Here is a 15485-nt window from a genome sequence, read left to right as displayed (position 1 = left end):
TGCGCTTGGCATTACCGTTTCTTGCGTTACGAATTGACGACAAGAGACGGCCGCAGCGCGGCCCGGTCAAGATACCCCAGGACAAGGGACAAAAGCGTGCCTGAATTCAAGGCTTTTGCACTATGGAACGAGGCCGACTGGATCGCGGCGATCGCGACCGTCATCCTCGCCGCGTTCCTTGCGGGCGGGTTGGCGGTGGGAATGAGCCGCAAACCCGAATTCGCCGGCCATCCGCGCGGCCTGTACATGCTGTTCTTCGCAGAGATGTGGGAGCGTTTTTCCTATTACGGGATGCGCGCGATCCTGATCTTCTACCTGACGCAGCACTGGCTGTTCAGCGACGGCAAGGCGAACCTGATCTATGGCGGCTATACCGCGCTGGTCTACATCACCCCGGTCCTAGGCGGCTATCTCGCCGACCGCTATCTGGGTCAACGCAAGGCGGTGCTGTTCGGCGGCGTGCTGCTGGCCTTCGGCCATCTGTTCATGGCGTTCGAGGGGATGGAGGGCGTCACCGACGCCGCGGTCAAACAGGCCGATCCCGCGATCAACGTCTTCTGGCTGGCATTGGCACTCATCATCGTCGGGTCGGGATTCCTGAAGGCCAATATCTCGGTGATGGTGGGCCAACTCTATCGCATGACCGATATCCGCCGCGATTCCGCCTACACCGTCTTCTATATCGGCATTAACCTGGGCGGAGCGGCCGGTTCGATCCTCGTCGGGTATCTGGGCCAGACGATCGGCTGGGCGTTCGGCTTCGGCCTTGCCGGCATCGGCATGGTCGCCGGCCTGCTGGTGTTCGTGGTCGGCAAGGGGCTGCTCGGCGGCAAGGGCGAGGCACCCGACCCGGCGGCGCTCAAGCGGCGCGTGGCCGGCATGCCGTTCGAATGGCTGCTCTACGGCACCGGCCTGCTCGCGACCCTCGTAATGTGGGGGCTGATCCAGTATCAGGATGCAATTCAGTCGCTGCTGATCCTCTCTGGTCTTGGCCTGCTTGGCTATGTGTTTTTCACCGCCACCTTCGTCTTGCCCTATGGCAGGTTGTCCGCGGCACCGCGCCAGAATGTCATGCTGATGGGGCTTGGCCTTTCAGTGATGACCATCGCTGGCATCGTTTCCATCTCGACCGGCTTCACTACGCCTTTGCAGGCGGCGTCCGGTCTGGGCTTTGCGCTGGTGCTCGCGGCGGCTGCCCTCGAGAAGTTCGCCATCGAACATGCGCCTCGTGACCGGATGTTCGCGATTATCTTCCTGATCGGTCTGAACCCGATCTTCTGGGGCCTGTTCGAACAGGCCGGCGGCAGCTTCAACCTGTACACCGATCGCTTCGTCGATCGCGGCGGGGTGCCGGCGGCGTTGTTCCAGTCGATCAACTCGATCTACATCATCCTGCTCGGCGCGATCTTCGCCGGCATCTGGGCGTTCCTTGCCAAGCGGGGGCGCGAGCCGTCGGCACCGGCGAAGTTCGCGCTGGCGCTGATGCAGGTCGGCCTCGCCTTCCTCGTCTTCGTCTGGGGCGCGAACAGCGTCGGTCCGGCGGTGGCGACGCCGGTCGCGTTCGTCTTCCTGTTCTATTTCTTCCAGACCACCGGCGAGCTCTGCCTGTCGCCGGTCGGACTGTCGGCGATGAACCGGCTGGCGCCCAAGCACCTCGCCTCGCTCATCATGGGTGCGTGGTTCTACATGACGGCGGTCGGCAATTTCGTCGCGGGCAAGATCGGCGAGGCGACCGGTGGCCATGACGGCGAAATGACTAAGGAAGGCACGCTGGCGGTCTATTCGACCATCGGCTGGTGGACGATCGGTATCGGCGTCGTCGTGCTGCTGCTGTCGCCGTTCGTGAAGCGGTTGATGCACCTCGACACGCTGAGCGACGATGTCGACCACAGCCTCGCCGGGCAGGCCGTGATCGGCGAGCCGAAGGCGGCAGGCCTCGACGTGTGGAAGGAACAACGCTGACCGGACCGCAACGCGGGACGATCCCGTCGGATCGTTTCGCGTTGCAGCCGGACGCGTGGTAGCCGCGTGACATGATCCGGTATCGCGACGACATTGACGGGCTACGCGCGGTCGCGGCGTTGCTGGTCGTCGCGCTTCATTGCGGCTTTGCGAAGTTCGTACCGGGCGGGTTCGTCGGCGTCGACATCTTCTTCGTCATTTCGGGCTATCTGATCACCGGCATCGTGCATGGCGAGGTGCAGGCCGGGCGCTTCTCGCTCTGGCAATTCTACGAACGGCGGGTGCGGCGCGTCTTTCCCGCGCTGATCGCGGTCTATGTCGCGGTGCTGCTCGCGTCGTTCGTGCTGCTGTTTCCGGGCGAGACGGCGCAGCAGGCGAAGAATGCCACCGCGTCGATCCTGTTCGTTTCGAACGTCTATTTCTATCTCGGCACCGATTATTTCGATGCGGCATCGCGGTTCAACGCGCTGCTCCACACCTGGTCGATTTCGGTCGAGGAACAGTTCTACCTGTTCTTCCCGCCGTTGCTGGCACTGCTCCATCGTCGGTTCCGACCGGCGCTGAAACCGCTGATCGCGACCGTGCTGCTGGCGTCGCTGATCCTGTCGGCATGGCGGGTGCATCACGATGCATCGGCAGCCTTCTATCTGGTCCAGTATCGCGCATGGGAAGTGATGATCGGCGCGGCGCTGGCGCTGGGCATGGTGCCGGCGGCGAGGCAGCGGGGGGTGGCGGAGGCCGGTGCGGTCGTCGGGGTCGCGCTGATCGTCGGCAGCGTCCTGCTGCTCGACCGCGACAGCCTGTTCCCCGGCCTGGCGGCGGCCCCCGCTTGTATCGGGGCCGCGTGCCTGATCTGGTCGGGCATGGCCGGGCGGACGCTGGTCGGTCGCAGCCTCGGCTTGCCGCCCGCGCGGTTCGTCGGCCGGATTTCCTATTCGCTCTACCTTTGGCACTGGCCGCTCTGGGTACTGGGCGGGCAGGTCCATGAGATCAAGTCGATGGCGGGATCGGCGGCGTTCATCCTGTCGGTGTTACTGATCGCGGCGGTTTCGTGGCGGTGGATCGAACAGCCGTTCCGTGGGCGCAATCCGGCGATACCGCCCCGGCGGGCGGTATGGATCGGGGTCGCGACGATGTTGACGACGCTGGCGTTCGTGGTCGCGGTGCCGTTTGCGGCGCGAGCCTATTGGCAGGTGCCCGCGCGGATCGAACACGTCGCGGATTTCGTCCGCTACCGCGCGGCACCCAATTCGCGCGCCGGGCTGTGCTTCCTGACCACGCACGACGATGTTTCGACCTTCGATCGCGACCGATGCCTGCGCCTGTCGTCGACCAAGCCCAACGTCCTGTTGCTCGGCGACAGCCATGCCGCGCATTTCTATCGCGGACTGGCGGCGCTGGACCGGATCAACGTCCTGCAAGCCAATGCATCGGGATGTCGCCCGGTCGCCGATCCCGTCGGGGAGGCGCGGTGTACCGCGCTGATGCGCTACGTCACCGACGATTTCCTGCCGAACCACCGCGTCGATACGGTGATCCTGTCGGCACTGTGGCGCGACGACGACTGGCCGGCGTTGCAACGACAGATTGCGCGGGTCCGGCGCCATGCCGACCATGTCGTCGTGTTCGGTCCCATCGCCGAATATGATCGCGCCCTGCCCCGCATCCTTGCCGACGCCCTGTATCGGCGCGATCCGTCGATCGTCGACCGGCACCGTATCGCCAGCCGGCGCACGCTCGACGCGATGCTCGCGGCAAGGGTGCCCGCGACCGGCGCGACCTATGTCTCGACCTACCGCGCGCTGTGCCCGAACGACCGCTGCACGCTGTGGACCGACGACGGCAATCCGATCCAGTTCGACTATGGGCATCTGACCGCGCGCGGATCGTGGCTGATGATCGACCGCGTCCGCCCACAACTGCCCTTTGCAACGCGCTGATCCGATGGCGGGGCGAAATCCCTGTTGCACTTGGCCGAAACCACGGTATTCCGGCCGCTCCCCGATCGGGGGCGCTTAGCTCAGTTGGTAGAGCATCTCGTTTACACCGAGAGGGTCGGCGGTTCGAGCCCGTCAGCGCCCACCAGCCCATTCGAGGCGGCGGCGAACAGCCCCGGTTCGGCGACCCGGCAGCCGTTAGTGCGATCCCGTACCGAGCGGCCGACGCGGCCCTTTTAGCGACGTACGGCAACCGGATTAAAACATTGCGTTAACGATTGCTGCATATCGCAAAGCCATGTGGAATCAATGCAATCGGTCGCTGCTGGCGCTACAGGGTTTCGCCGTCGCAGCAGCATTCGCGATGTTCGGCCTGTGGCCGCCCGCCAGCGGCGCGATGGTTCTGGTGTCGCTCGACGGTTCCAGCCGCAACGAACTGGCCAAGATCGCATTGGCGGGCGGCGCGGCGCTGCTGCGGGCCGGCAATGTGCCCGGATCGATGGTGGTATCCGGCAACCGGGCGGACATAACGATGCAGCTTCATGGTCGCGCGATCCTGATCATCGCTGCCTCCGGACTGACGTGCGGGAGCGGTAGCCGTGGCAAGTAGAGCGGCCGAACCTGTGCTGCTGGCGCGGCTCAAGGCATTTGCCCTGCGCGAACCGGTCGATGCTCTGAGTTCGCTCGACCGGCTGCGGTACCACGGAATCCGGGTGTGGGCGGTGCTTGGCTGGATATCGCTGATCCTGCTGCTGATCGGCAACGTCCTTCTGGGGGGCGGCGTAGCCACGCCGCTGTTCGTGACGGGCGTGCTGCTGAACCTCTTGCCGACGGCCGCCGCCTTGCAGGGGCGCTATGATGCGCAAGCCCGTGCGCTGATGGGCACGCTGGCCGCGGCCATCCCGGCGATGCTCGTGTTCCTGCTGCACGGTCACCCGTGGCAGATGGATGCGCATATGTATTTCTTCGTCGGGATGGCGGCGCTGGTCGTCCTGGCCGATTGGCGGCCGATCGCGGTGGCGACGGTGCTGGCGGCGCTGCACCACATCCTGCTGGAATGGCTGGCCCCCGAATATGTGTTCACCGGCGACGGCAATATCGGGCGCATCGCGTTTCACGTCGTCGCGGTCGGGCTTCAGTTCGCGACGCTGGCGGTGCTGACGATCCAGCTGAGCCGCCTGTTCGAGACGCAGGATCGTGCGATGCTGCGCGCGCAGGAACTAGCCGATGCCGCGGCGGAAGGACAGCGTCGGACCGAAGACGCGATGCGCCGGACGGAGGAAGCGATGCGGATCGCGCGGGTCGCCGAACGCGATGCCGCGGAGGAACGTCGCCGACGCGAGGAACAGGCGGCGCGCATCGCGAGCGACCGGCACCGCGAACTCGTCGATCTGGCGCAGCAATTCGAACGATCGGTGACGACGGTCGTCCACAGCATCGGCGACACGACCCTGCGGTTGGAGGGCGCCGCGGAAAAGCTGGAGGACGTGACCGGGCTGGCACGGACCGAAGCGGTGGAGGCGTCCGCCGGGGCGCATCGGGCCACCGACGAGATCGTAGCGGTCGCCGCGTCGATCCGCGACCTGTCGACGTCGATCTGGACGATCGCCGCCGCTGCCGAACAACAAAACGCCCTGACCGGCACCGCCAGCGGCCATGCCGCCCGCAGCGTCCAGACCGTGGCGATGCTGGAGGAACAGGCCGTCCAGATCGAAGGATTCCTCGCCGATATCCGTGCGATCGCTGCGAAGACGAACCTGCTGGCGCTCAATGCCACGATCGAGGCGGCGCGGGCCGGCGAGGCCGGTCGCGGCTTTGCCGTGGTCGCCGGCGAGGTCAAGGCGCTGTCCGCCGATACCCGGCGGGCCAGCGACCGCATCAGCGCGCTGATCGGCGGCATCCGGGGTGGCGTCGCCGATACCGGCGACAAGCTGCGATCGGTACACCAGTCGATCGAGGAGGTCGCCGCCGCCGCCAGCGGCATCGCCGCCGCCGTCCGCGATCAGAGCGTCACGTCGCGTGATGTCGACGCCGGTGCCACCCGGGTGGCGACGGCGGCCGCCGATGCGCGGCAGCAGATCGACAGCGTGTCGCAGGCCGCCGGTGCCGCATCGTCGCTATCGGCGGCGGTTCGCGGCAGCGTCGGACAACTGGCCGGAAGCGCCGGCGACCTGCGCCGCTCGACCGACCAGTTCGTCGCCTTTCTGCGGTCCGATCAGGCCCAGCCCAGCCCCGCGCGCGCCACCGCTTCGGCATAGCCCTGCATCCCGGCGACACCGCGCGCGGTCAGCACGATGAACGCGCGGCGCTTGTCGGCCGGGTCCTCCTGCCGCGCGACCAGCCCGGCATCGGTCAGTGTCGTGATCCATCGCAGCGCCGTGGTCGGCGGTACCGCAGAAGCGATGCACAGGCTCGATACCGATACATTGCCGCCCTCCAGCCGTGCGGCGAACAGGTCGAGCAGCATGTCCCATGCCGGATCGGCGAACAGGTCGCTCGCAAAGAATTGCTCGCGCAGCCGCCGCGCCCGGATCGCGCCGCGTACCGTTGCCGCCGATACGGTCGGCACCGGTCCGGCACCGGTATCGGGCGCGACGAAATCGTCGGTCCGGTCGCGCACGCCCTCCCCGGTGTCGCCGTCACGCGCGAGCTTTGCCAGCGCTTCGGCGATCCGCGCCACTTCCGCGTTCAACCGTTGCAGCCGTTCGGCGTCGCGTTCGGCTGCGTTGAAACCCGCCTTCGTCCCGCTGCCCAATACGATCGCAGCGACGCGCTCCTCGGGTCGCGCCTCGCACAACAGCGTCGCCGGACCGCCCAGCAGGTGCAGCGACACGACATCGATCGCCTCGATACCGAAACTGACCACCAGCTGTGCCCGGTCGCGTTCGGCCCGTGCTGCAAGGACCGACAGTGCACCGTCGAGCGTCTCGACCGGGACCCCGGTCGCATCGACCAGCAACAGGTCGGCATGGGTGATGTCGTCGAGGGCGGTGGTCAGGTTTGCAAAAAAGATCGTCGCGGTGACAGCAACGCCGGCATGGCGCACCGCCGCCTGTGCATCGGCCACTGCCAGCGGATCGTCGGCGACGATCACCGCCCGCCGCGCCGCTGCCGCGTGCTGCTCGAATCCTTCGAACCCCGTCACTCTATGCCCCTTCGCTTCGGCGGCGCACATCGCGGCCGCGACCATTGCGATGGAGCAACGAATACGATCAGTCCATCGCCTTGACGATCTCCTCGACCATCTTCTTGGCATCGGCGAGCAGCATCATGGTGTTGTCGCGGTAGAAGACCTCGTTATCGACCCCGGCATAGCCGACGCCGCCCATCGACCGCTTAATGAACAGTACGGTTTTCGCCTTTTCGACGTCGAGTACCGGCATGCCGTAGATCGGGGAGGTCTTGTCGGTCTTCGCCGCCGGGTTGGTCACGTCGTTGGCGCCGATGACGAAGGCGACGTCGGTCTGCGCGAATTCGGAGTTGATGTCCTCGAGCTCAAACACATCGTCATAGGGCACGTTCGCTTCGGCAAGCAGGACGTTCATATGCCCCGGCATCCGTCCGGCGACCGGGTGGATCGCATATTTCACGCGGACGCCATGTTCCTTCAGCTTGTCGCCCATTTCGCGCAGCGCATGCTGTGCCTGCGCCACCGCCATGCCGTATCCGGGGACGATGATGACCTGTTCGGCCTGTTGCATCAGAAAGGCAGCGTCTTCCGCCGAACCGCGTTTCCACGGCCGGTCGATCGCGCCACCGCCGGCCGCACCGCCGCTGTCGGTCGCGCCGAAGCCGCCGGCGATCACGCTGATGAAGCTGCGGTTCATCGCCCGGCACATGATGTACGACAGGATCGCCCCCGACGACCCGACCAGCGCGCCGGTGACGATCATCGCGGTGTTGCCGAGGGTGAAGCCCATCGCCGCCGCCGCCCAGCCCGAATAGCTGTTGAGCATCGACACCACGACCGGCATGTCCGCCCCGCCAATCGGGATGATCAGCAGGAATCCGATCGCGAACGACAGGATGACGATCGCCCAGAACGGCCATGCATCCTGCGTATGCGCGAACTGCGCGACCAGCAGCAGGATCGCCACCAGCACGCTCAGATTGATGACATGGCGACCGGGCAGCAGGATCGGCTTGCCCGACATGCTGCCGTTCAGCTTCAGGAACGCGATCACCGATCCCGAAAAGGTGATCGCGCCGATCGCGACGCCAAGGCCCATCTCGACTTTGCTGACCGGATGAATGACCGCGAACGGCTGGCCGATCATCGGCACGACCAGCGACGAAATGCCGAACGCATCCGGATTGAGATAGGCGGCGACCCCGACCAGTACGGCGGCGAGGCCGACCAGCGAGTGGAAGGCAGCGACCAGCTGCGGCATCGCGGTCATCGCGATGCGTTTGGCAGTGGTCAGGCCGATCGCCGCGCCGATGGCAATGGCGGCGAGGATTTCGACGAAGGTGACGGTATCGAAAAAGGCGAGCGGCGCTTGATCGAATGCAACATTCCTACCATCGAGCGTCGCCTGCATCGGCAGATGGGTGAAGATCGTGGTCAGCACCGCGATCCCCATGCCGACCATGCCAAGGCGATTGCCGCGCCGACTGGTGGCGGGCGACGACAGCCCGCGCAACGCGAGGATGAAGCACACCCCGGCCACCAGATAGGCGAAGGCGACCCATGGATTGACCGGTGCGGCCTCGTGCATTCCGCTCACCCCTTCTTCTTGTACATGGCGAGCATCCGCTCGGTCACCGCGAACCCGCCAAAGATATTGATGCTGGCCAGCACGACGCCCAGCAGCCCCAGCCACTTGGCTCCCGGCACACCGGCCGCCGCAGCGGCGATCAGCGCGCCGACGATGATGACCGACGAGATTGCGTTGGTCACCGCCATCAACGGCGTATGCAGCGCCGGCGTCACCGACCACACGACATAATAGCCGACGAAACAGGCGAGGACGAAGATCGACAGGATCGAGAGGAAGTCCATCGGCTACTCCGTTGGGTGGGTGCGGTAGAAATCCTCCCCGGGACGGCGAGGGGGACCAGCCGCAGGCTGGTGGAGGGGAGTGGCCACGAGCGTTGCGATCGCATCGGCCACCGTGTCGGCATCCGCCATGACCCGCCGGGCAGCAATCCGCACAACGCGATAGCCCTGTCCGCGCAGAAACCGCAGTCGGTTTTCGTCCCGATCTGGATGATCGGCACGGTTATGTACGTCGCCGTCGATTTCCACGATCAGCCGCGCTTCCCGGCAATAGAAATCGACAACATAGGGTCCGACCGGATGCTGGCGGCGAAACTTCGCACCCGCGTTTCCTCCACGCAGCTTCTGCCACAGCATCGCTGCGGGGTGCGAGAGGTCGCGGCGCAAGCGACGGGCGATCGTCACTTCCGGGCGTAGTGTGCGCGGAACTCCCCCTCCACCGGCTGCGCCGGCCCCCCTCCCCGTGCCGGGGAGGATAAGAGGGGCTGCCCTTCCACCACGCTTCGCGCGGTCCCCCTCCCCATGCTGCGCATGGGGAGGATTTGGGGCGAGCGTTTCGTTCACCGCTTCGCCAGTACCAGTTCCGCCAGCAACCGCTGGATCGCGGCCGGGTCGGCATTGCGGCTGACCTTCAGCGACAGGGGCATCGCCTCGCCGGTCACCCACAGCTTCAGGTCGCTGTCGAGGTCGAACGTGCCCGCGCTTTCGACCGAGAAGCTGGTGATCGAGCGATACGGCACGCTGCGGAACGCGATTTTCGAGCCCGTAAGGCCCTGTACGTCGACCAGCACGAACCGGAAATTGGTCAGGAACGCAGTATCGCGCAGCGAGCGGAACGCGGCCAGCACCTCTTCGCCATCGATCAGCGCATGGCCGTATTTCTCGCGGATTTCGGCCGGGTCGACTTCGTGGCTGCTGAACAAACCCATATGCGTTTCCTCGTCAGGCGGTCAGGCGTGGGTTCACGACCTGGCCGTTTTGCGTCAGGCGGATCGCCTGCGTCACTTCGTCGTCGGGCGGCAGGACGGGACGGCCGGCGTCCTTGTCCCAATAGGCCGCCAGAAAGTTATAAAGGTTACGCGCAAACAATGCCGATGCGTCCGCCGCCAGACGGCTGGGGACGTTGCGATGGCCGACGATGTTGACACCGTGACGCTGCACGACCTCGCCCGCGACCGATCCCTCGACATTGCCGCCCTGTTCGACCGCCAGATCGACGAGGACGCTGCCCGGCCGCATCGAGGCGACCTGAGCATCGCTGACGAGACGCGGCGCGGGCTTGCCGGGGATCAGCGCGGTGGTGATGACGATGTCCTGCCTGGCGATATGGGCGGACACCAGTTCGGCCTGTGCCGCCTGATATTCGGCACTCATTTCACCGGCATAGCCGCCTGCGCCCTCACCCTCGATCCCCGCCACCTTTTCGACGAAGATCGGCTTGGCACCGAGCGACTGGATCTGTTCGCGGGTCGCCGAGCGGACGTCGGTGGCGCTGACCTGCGCGCCCAGCCGCCGCGCGGTGGCGATCGCCTGCAATCCCGCGACGCCCACGCCCATCACGAAGACACGCGCCGCGCTGATCGTGCCGGCGGCGGTCATCATCATCGGAAAGGCGCGACCATATTCGGACGCGGCGTCGAGCACCGCCTTGTAGCCCGCCAGATTCGCTTGCGACGACAATATGTCCATCGACTGGGCGCGGGTGATGCGCGGCATCCATTCCATCGCCAGCGCCTCGAGCCCCAGCGCGGCATAGCCATCGATGCGCGCCCGATCGGCAAACGGATGGAGGGCCGCCACCAGCCATGCGCCACGCTTCGCGCCACCCAGGCTGTCGGGCGACGGCGGCGCCACGCCCAACAGGATGTCGGCATCGGCAAGCGCGCCCGCCCGGTCGGCGATGGTCGCCCCGGCGGCGGTATAGCCGGCATCGTCGATCGACGCGCCGGTGCCGGCACCCTGTTCGACGACGACCGTCGCGCCCAGCGCGATCAGCTTCTTGACGGTTTCGGGGGTCGCGGCGACCCGGCGCTCGCCGGCGGCCTGTTCGGCGAGGAGCGCGACCTGCACGTCAGCCCGCGATCAGCCAGATGACCAGCGCGGCCAGCATGGCGCAGATCACCGTGCCCCAAGTGAACCAGCGGATGAAGCTGTTGTACGTCCCGGCATGGGCGGGGGTGCGGCCGTTGGTCGCCATCGATGAACCTCTCCATACTGCGTCGTTCAGACAACTCTAACGCAGGTTGGACCAAGAACAAGCCCCGCACCGCCCCTGACGGTTTTCATGACCGTCTTAAGGCGAACTTTACGCCCCTTGGCGCAAACGGATGTCGATCCGGGACGACAGGGACTTGGGAGCAGCGATGACGCGAGACGGACAGCGAGTGCTGATGGTGATCGACGACGAACCGGCGCAGCGCCGGTTGGTCGGGGCGATCGCGGGTCGGCGCGGCTGGCGGACAGTGTTCGCGAGCGATGCCGCAACGGCGCTGATGATGCTGAACACGCCGGACGGGCTGGCGCTCGATGCGGTGCTGCTCGACCATTGGACGCCCGATGCCGATGCCCTGGCGCTGATCGCCGATCTGCGCGGGGCACGGCCGTTGCTGCCGATCCTGATGCTGACCGCCAATGAATCGGTCGCCGGCGCGGTCGCGGCGATGCGTGCGGGGGCGACCGACTTTCTGGTCAAGCCGCTGGCCGCCGAGCGTCTGCTTTCCGCGCTGGAAGCGGCGGCGGGGGCGGGCGACCATGGCGAACTGCGTCCGCTTACCGAGAAACTGTCGGCCTCGCTGGCATTCGACGAGATCGTCGGTTCCGCCCCGCAATTCCGCGCGGCGCTGGCCATCGCCGCCAAGGCGGCACGCGCCCGCGTGCCGGTGCTGATCGAGGGTGAGAGCGGCGTCGGCAAGGAAGTCGTCGCCGAGGCGATCCATGCCGCCTCCCCGCGTGCCCGCAAACCGATGGTCCGCGTCAATTGCGGCGCGATCGCCGCCAATCTGGTCGAAAGCGAGCTGTTCGGCCATGAAAAGGGCGCGTTCACCGGCGCGTTCGAACGCAAGGCCGGCCGGTTCCAGGAGGCCGATGGCGGCACCATCTTCCTCGACGAGATCGGCGAGATGCCGTTCGAGACGCAGGTGAAGCTGCTGCGCGTGCTGCAATCGGGCGAGATCCAGTCGGTCGGCGCGCGCACCACGCGCGAGGTCGATGTCCGCGTGATCGCCGCGACCAACAAGACGCTGATGGCCGAGGTCGAGGCCGGGCGGTTCCGCGAGGACCTGTATTACCGGCTGAACGTCGTGCAGGTGACGATCCCGCCGCTTCGCGACCGGCGCGGCGATGTGCCGGCGCTGGCCCGCCACCTGCTGGCGCGGATCGCGCAACAGCCGGGGCTGCGGCAGCTGGGCATCACCGACGACGCCATCGCGCTGCTCAACACCTATGGCTGGCCGGGCAATGTCCGCCAGTTGCAGAATGCGCTGTTCCGGGCGGCGGTGCTGTGTGACGGCGACGCGCTGACCCGAGGCGACTTCCCGCAGATCGCCCAGATCGCGCAGGGCGACGCACCGCAACCGGTGTCGCTGGTCCCGCGTCAGGACACGGCGGGCGGGGTCACGCTGTTCCGTCCCGACGGCCATCTGCGGATGCTGGAGGAGATCGAGGCCGACGTCATCCGCCTCGCCATCGGTCATTATCGCGGCCGCATGACCGAAGTCGCCCGGCGGCTGGGGATCGGGCGGTCGACGCTGTATCGCAAGCTGGGCGAATTGGGGATCGACCAGAGCGCGGCTTGATATTCGATACTGCACCACCTCCAACCCGTCACCCCGGGCTTGATCCGGAGTCCCGCTTCTTCGCGGACAGAAGTAGAAGCGGGGCCCCGGATCAAGTCCGGGGCGACGGGAATGGCAGACGTTGCGCGTCAAAACTGACGGTGCCGCCCAGCGCAACCGCTACACCACCACCTCGCGCCACGCCCCCGGCACCAGCCCCTCGACGCTCCATTCCCCGACCCGCCACCGGACCAGCCGCAGCGTCGGCAGGCCGACCGCCGCCGTCATCCGGCGCACCTGCCGGTTGCGGCCTTCGCGGATCGTGATCGACAGCCAGTGATCGGGAACCGACTTGCGAAAGCGCACCGGCGGCACCCGCTCCCACACATCGGGCGGATCGATCGCGGCGACCTCCGCCGGGCGGGTCAGGCCGTCGTTGAGCGTCACCCCGCGCCGCAACAGGTCGAGCGCCGCGTCGTCGTGCGCGCCCTCGACCTGTACGAGATAGGTCTTGGCCAGCTTGAACCGGGGATCGGCGATGCGCGCCTGCAAACCGCCATCGTCGGTCAGCAGCAGCAGCCCTTCGCTTTCACGATCCAGCCGCCCGGCCGGATAGACGCCGGGCACCGCGACATGGTCCGACAGCGTCGCCCGCGCACCCTCGGTCCCGCGATCGGTGAATTGCGACAGCACGCCATAGGGTTTGTTGAGCAGGATCAGCCGCGCCATGACGCCCTGTCGGCCCGCGCGGGCGCACTGTCCAGCGCGTTCAATCCCACCAGAAGAACCACCAGTCGCTCGCCATCAACGTCGCCGCCAGCGCCTCGATCGTGTCGACGCCCTGATCGACGGTGTCCGGGCAATAGGCATAGCATTCGTGCGCCAGTGCCAGTGCTTCCGCGCGATCCTTCGGCCGGCGCTTTACGCGCAGCTCGATGGTGTCGCGGTCGATCCCGACCAGTTCCGCACCATAGCGTTCCTGCCAGCGGCGCAGCATGGCGCACTGATAGTCGGCCGGCGGACAGGCGTTCCAGCCGCCCCATCGCAGATAGGCCGGTACTTCCCACGACGTACGGGTCGGCAGGGTCACGATATGGACCCTGCCATATGGCTGGCCCGTCAACAGGTCGGTGGCGGCGGTCATTTCGACCTGTTCGGTACGCGCCGGCCACGGACCGTTCGCGGGTACGAGGCTGCTGTCATAGCCCTGCCATTTCGCCAGATCGCCCGGCATGGCGATCGTCCGGCTGGTCGCGACGATCCGTTCGACGGGCTGGACCGGCAGGTCCGCCGCACCCGGCGACAAGATCGACGGCGTATCGATGCTGAACTGGTCGCAGATCGCATCCAGTCCCTCGTCGTCGCCGACGATCACCGGCCATCCCTTGCCCCCGGCACGGATGCGCTCCCATGCGGCCAGCGCCTGCGCGCCCGAAATGGTGGTGACCGGGTAGGGAAAGGCGGCGCGCAGCTTCGCTCGTACCGCCTGCATCTTTTGGTCCATCGACGGTTCCCGCTCGACCGCAGGCGAAACCTGCGCCGCGGTCCGACCCGTCGCGAACAGACCCATCAATCCGGCAATCCAGTTGCGTCGCGTCATCGTCGCCCCTTCCCCACAGCCAACGGGAACCGACTATCCCGCCAAACCGTCCCTCCCCTATAACCTATCGCGACCATCGGTGGAGAGCGACCCCATGAAGACCGTTTCGACCGCCCGCGCTTATGGCGGCACGCAGGGCGTCTATTCTCACGAATCGACCGCGACGGGCACGACGATGACCTTTTCGGTGTTCGTCCCGCCGCTGGAACCCGGGCAGCGGGTACCGGTGCTGTGGTATCTGTCGGGGCTGACCTGCACCCATGCCAATGTCACCGACAAGGGCGAGTTTCGCGCGGCCTGTGCCGAACAGGGCATCGCCTTCATCGCGCCCGATACCTCGCCGCGGGGCAAAGGGGTGCCCGACGATCCGGAGGGGGCGTGGGATTTCGGGCTCGGCGCGGGCTTCTATGTCGATGCGACGCAAGACCCGTGGGCGAAGCGGTATCGGATGCGCTCCTATGTCGAGGACGAACTGCCCGCGCTGCTCGTCAGCGAATTTCCGATCCTCGATGGCAGCCGCCAGTCGATCACCGGCCATTCGATGGGCGGGCATGGCGCGCTGACCATCGCGCTTCGCAATCCCGACCGCTTCCGCTCGGTCTCCGCCTTCGCGCCGATCGTCGCGCCGTCGCAGGTGCCGTGGGGGGAGAAGGCGCTGGGCGGCTATCTCGGCAACGACCGCTCGGCATGGCGCGCGGCGGATGCGGTCGCGATGATCGAGGATGGCGCGCGGGTCCCGGCGATTCTGGTCGATCAGGGGGATGCCGACGCGTTCCTCGCCGAACAGCTGCGGCCGGAATTGCTGGCGAAGGCGTGTGCCGATGCCGGTATCGACTGCACGCTCAGGATGCAGCCGGGATACGACCACAGCTACCACTTCATCTCGACGTTCATGGCCGATCATGTGCGCTGGCATGGCGAGCGGTTGCGGTAAGGAAAACTACCCGACCGTCCGAAAATCGTCACCCCGGACCTGATCCGGGGTCCCGCTTCTTCTCGGCCGGTGGAAAGAAAGCGGGACCCCTCTGAGTTCACAAACGAAGTGCAACACCTGAGACAGGTGCTGCCATGTCCATCTACCGTCAGTTATCGCTCGAGGAACGGTGTTCGATTGCCCGGCTTCATGAAGCCGGGCAATCGAWCACCGTTCCTCGAGCGATAACTGACGGTAGAAGGCATAGGCGTCCGGATAGTCCGGATAGCGCCGCGGCATG

Annotated in this window: 15 protein-coding genes and 1 tRNA gene; 7 read left to right on the top strand and 9 right to left on the bottom strand. The window is 66.5% G+C overall.

Annotated elements, in window-relative coordinates; translation table 11 throughout:
- The first annotated feature begins 201 nt into the window (after positions 1 to 201).
- The 5 genes from ASE50_RS00075 (at position 202) to ASE50_RS00055 (ending at position 6157) form a co-directional block, all read left to right on the top strand.
- The gene (locus ASE50_RS00075; protein ID WP_082438745.1) at positions 202 to 1962 is read left to right on the top strand and encodes a peptide MFS transporter; all 1761 of its coding nucleotides are present in this window, start codon (positions 202 to 204) and stop codon (positions 1960 to 1962) included.
- A 71-nt stretch (positions 1963 to 2033) separates the two neighbouring features.
- On the top strand, positions 2034 to 3902 hold the full coding sequence (locus tag ASE50_RS00070) for an acyltransferase family protein (protein WP_056394069.1): 1869 nt from the start codon (positions 2034 to 2036) through the stop codon (positions 3900 to 3902).
- A 69-nt stretch (positions 3903 to 3971) separates the two neighbouring features.
- A tRNA-Val gene (locus tag ASE50_RS00065) sits at positions 3972 to 4047 on the top strand.
- A 150-nt stretch (positions 4048 to 4197) separates the two neighbouring features.
- Entirely contained in the window at positions 4198 to 4509 is a 312-nt protein-coding gene (locus tag ASE50_RS00060; RefSeq protein WP_056394067.1) for a hypothetical protein, read from the top strand.
- A complete protein-coding gene (locus ASE50_RS00055) occupies positions 4499 to 6157 on the top strand; it encodes a methyl-accepting chemotaxis protein (RefSeq protein ID WP_235512054.1) in 1659 nt (552 codons plus the stop codon). Before ASE50_RS00060 ends, ASE50_RS00055 begins: the two co-directional genes overlap by 11 nt.
- On the opposite strand, the gene ASE50_RS00050 is transcribed toward ASE50_RS00055, so the two are convergent.
- The 7 genes from ASE50_RS00050 to ASE50_RS18025 form a co-directional block, all read right to left on the bottom strand.
- Positions 6115 to 7044, bottom strand: coding sequence for a winged helix DNA-binding protein (locus ASE50_RS00050; RefSeq protein WP_162236140.1), 930 nt, complete (start codon positions 7042 to 7044; stop codon positions 6115 to 6117). The two genes, ASE50_RS00055 and ASE50_RS00050, sit on opposite strands and share 43 nt — an antisense overlap.
- Before the next feature lie 67 nt (positions 7045 to 7111).
- Complete coding sequence (locus tag ASE50_RS00045) at positions 7112 to 8617, bottom strand: NAD(P)(+) transhydrogenase (Re/Si-specific) subunit beta (RefSeq protein ID WP_056394060.1); 1506 nt, start codon at positions 8615 to 8617, stop codon at positions 7112 to 7114.
- A gap of 5 nt (positions 8618 to 8622) precedes the next feature.
- Positions 8623 to 8901 carry an NAD(P) transhydrogenase subunit alpha gene (locus ASE50_RS00040; RefSeq protein WP_055757824.1) on the bottom strand — a complete coding sequence of 93 codons (279 nt, stop codon included), beginning with the start codon at positions 8899 to 8901 and terminating at the stop codon, positions 8623 to 8625.
- A 3-nt stretch (positions 8902 to 8904) separates the two neighbouring features.
- On the bottom strand, positions 8905 to 9285 hold the full coding sequence (locus ASE50_RS18030) for an endonuclease domain-containing protein (RefSeq protein WP_235512053.1): 381 nt from the start codon (positions 9283 to 9285) through the stop codon (positions 8905 to 8907).
- Positions 9286 to 9458: 173 nt separating this feature from the next.
- The gene (locus ASE50_RS00030; protein WP_056394053.1) at positions 9459 to 9827 is read right to left on the bottom strand and encodes a PH domain-containing protein; all 369 of its coding nucleotides are present in this window, start codon (positions 9825 to 9827) and stop codon (positions 9459 to 9461) included.
- Between the two features lie 13 nt (positions 9828 to 9840).
- Entirely contained in the window at positions 9841 to 10968 is a 1128-nt protein-coding gene (locus ASE50_RS00025; protein ID WP_056394048.1) for a Re/Si-specific NAD(P)(+) transhydrogenase subunit alpha, read from the bottom strand.
- Position 10969: 1 nt separating this feature from the next.
- Positions 10970 to 11095, bottom strand: coding sequence for an aa3-type cytochrome c oxidase subunit IV (locus tag ASE50_RS18025; protein WP_082438684.1), 126 nt, complete (start codon positions 11093 to 11095; stop codon positions 10970 to 10972).
- 166 nt (positions 11096 to 11261) lie between these two features.
- On the opposite strand from ASE50_RS18025, the gene ASE50_RS00020 reads away from it, so the two are divergent.
- Positions 11262 to 12692 carry a sigma-54-dependent transcriptional regulator gene (locus ASE50_RS00020; protein ID WP_056394044.1) on the top strand — a complete coding sequence of 477 codons (1431 nt, stop codon included), beginning with the start codon at positions 11262 to 11264 and terminating at the stop codon, positions 12690 to 12692.
- Between the two features lie 159 nt (positions 12693 to 12851).
- Here the strand turns inward: ASE50_RS00020 and ASE50_RS00015 are convergent, their stop codons facing one another.
- Both ASE50_RS00015 and ASE50_RS00010 read right to left on the bottom strand, forming a co-directional pair.
- A complete protein-coding gene (locus ASE50_RS00015) occupies positions 12852 to 13400 on the bottom strand; it encodes a pseudouridine synthase (RefSeq protein ID WP_056394041.1) in 549 nt (182 codons plus the stop codon).
- A gap of 40 nt (positions 13401 to 13440) precedes the next feature.
- On the bottom strand, positions 13441 to 14271 hold the full coding sequence (locus tag ASE50_RS00010; protein ID WP_056394038.1) for a DUF4253 domain-containing protein: 831 nt from the start codon (positions 14269 to 14271) through the stop codon (positions 13441 to 13443).
- A gap of 94 nt (positions 14272 to 14365) precedes the next feature.
- On the opposite strand from ASE50_RS00010, the gene fghA reads away from it, so the two are divergent.
- Positions 14366 to 15205, top strand: a complete 840-nt coding sequence (gene fghA, locus ASE50_RS00005) for an S-formylglutathione hydrolase (RefSeq protein ID WP_056394035.1) — start codon at positions 14366 to 14368, stop codon at positions 15203 to 15205.
- The last annotated feature ends 280 nt before the right edge of the window (positions 15206 to 15485 follow it).

The sequence above is a fragment of the Sphingomonas sp. Leaf5 genome (assembly GCF_001421155.1).
In the GTDB taxonomy this organism is placed as follows: domain Bacteria; phylum Pseudomonadota; class Alphaproteobacteria; order Sphingomonadales; family Sphingomonadaceae; genus Sphingomonas.
Note: the sequence above shows the minus strand (reverse complement) of the source record. Positions and strands in the feature narration are given on the sequence as shown.

Bases quoted from the DNA above. Each gene is read 5' to 3' on its own strand.
- ASE50_RS00020 (WP_056394044.1), top strand. From the start codon at position 11,262: ATGACGCGAGACGGACAGCGAGTGCTGATGGTGATCGACGACGAACCG.
- ASE50_RS00075 (WP_082438745.1), top strand. From the start codon at position 202: ATGAGCCGCAAACCCGAATTCGCCGGCCATCCGCGCGGCCTGTACATG.
- fghA (WP_056394035.1), top strand. From the start codon at position 14,366: ATGAAGACCGTTTCGACCGCCCGCGCTTATGGCGGCACGCAGGGCGTC.
- ASE50_RS00030 (WP_056394053.1), bottom strand. From the start codon at position 9,827: ATGGGTTTGTTCAGCAGCCACGAAGTCGACCCGGCCGAAATCCGCGAG.
- ASE50_RS00040 (WP_055757824.1), bottom strand. From the start codon at position 8,901: ATGGACTTCCTCTCGATCCTGTCGATCTTCGTCCTCGCCTGTTTCGTC.
- ASE50_RS00070 (WP_056394069.1), top strand. From the start codon at position 2,034: ATGATCCGGTATCGCGACGACATTGACGGGCTACGCGCGGTCGCGGCG.
- ASE50_RS00010 (WP_056394038.1), bottom strand. From the start codon at position 14,271: ATGACGCGACGCAACTGGATTGCCGGATTGATGGGTCTGTTCGCGACG.
- ASE50_RS18025 (WP_082438684.1), bottom strand. From the start codon at position 11,095: ATGGCGACCAACGGCCGCACCCCCGCCCATGCCGGGACGTACAACAGC.
- ASE50_RS00015 (WP_056394041.1), bottom strand. From the start codon at position 13,400: ATGGCGCGGCTGATCCTGCTCAACAAACCCTATGGCGTGCTGTCGCAA.
- ASE50_RS00060 (WP_056394067.1), top strand. From the start codon at position 4,198: ATGTGGAATCAATGCAATCGGTCGCTGCTGGCGCTACAGGGTTTCGCC.
- ASE50_RS00045 (WP_056394060.1), bottom strand. From the start codon at position 8,617: ATGCACGAGGCCGCACCGGTCAATCCATGGGTCGCCTTCGCCTATCTG.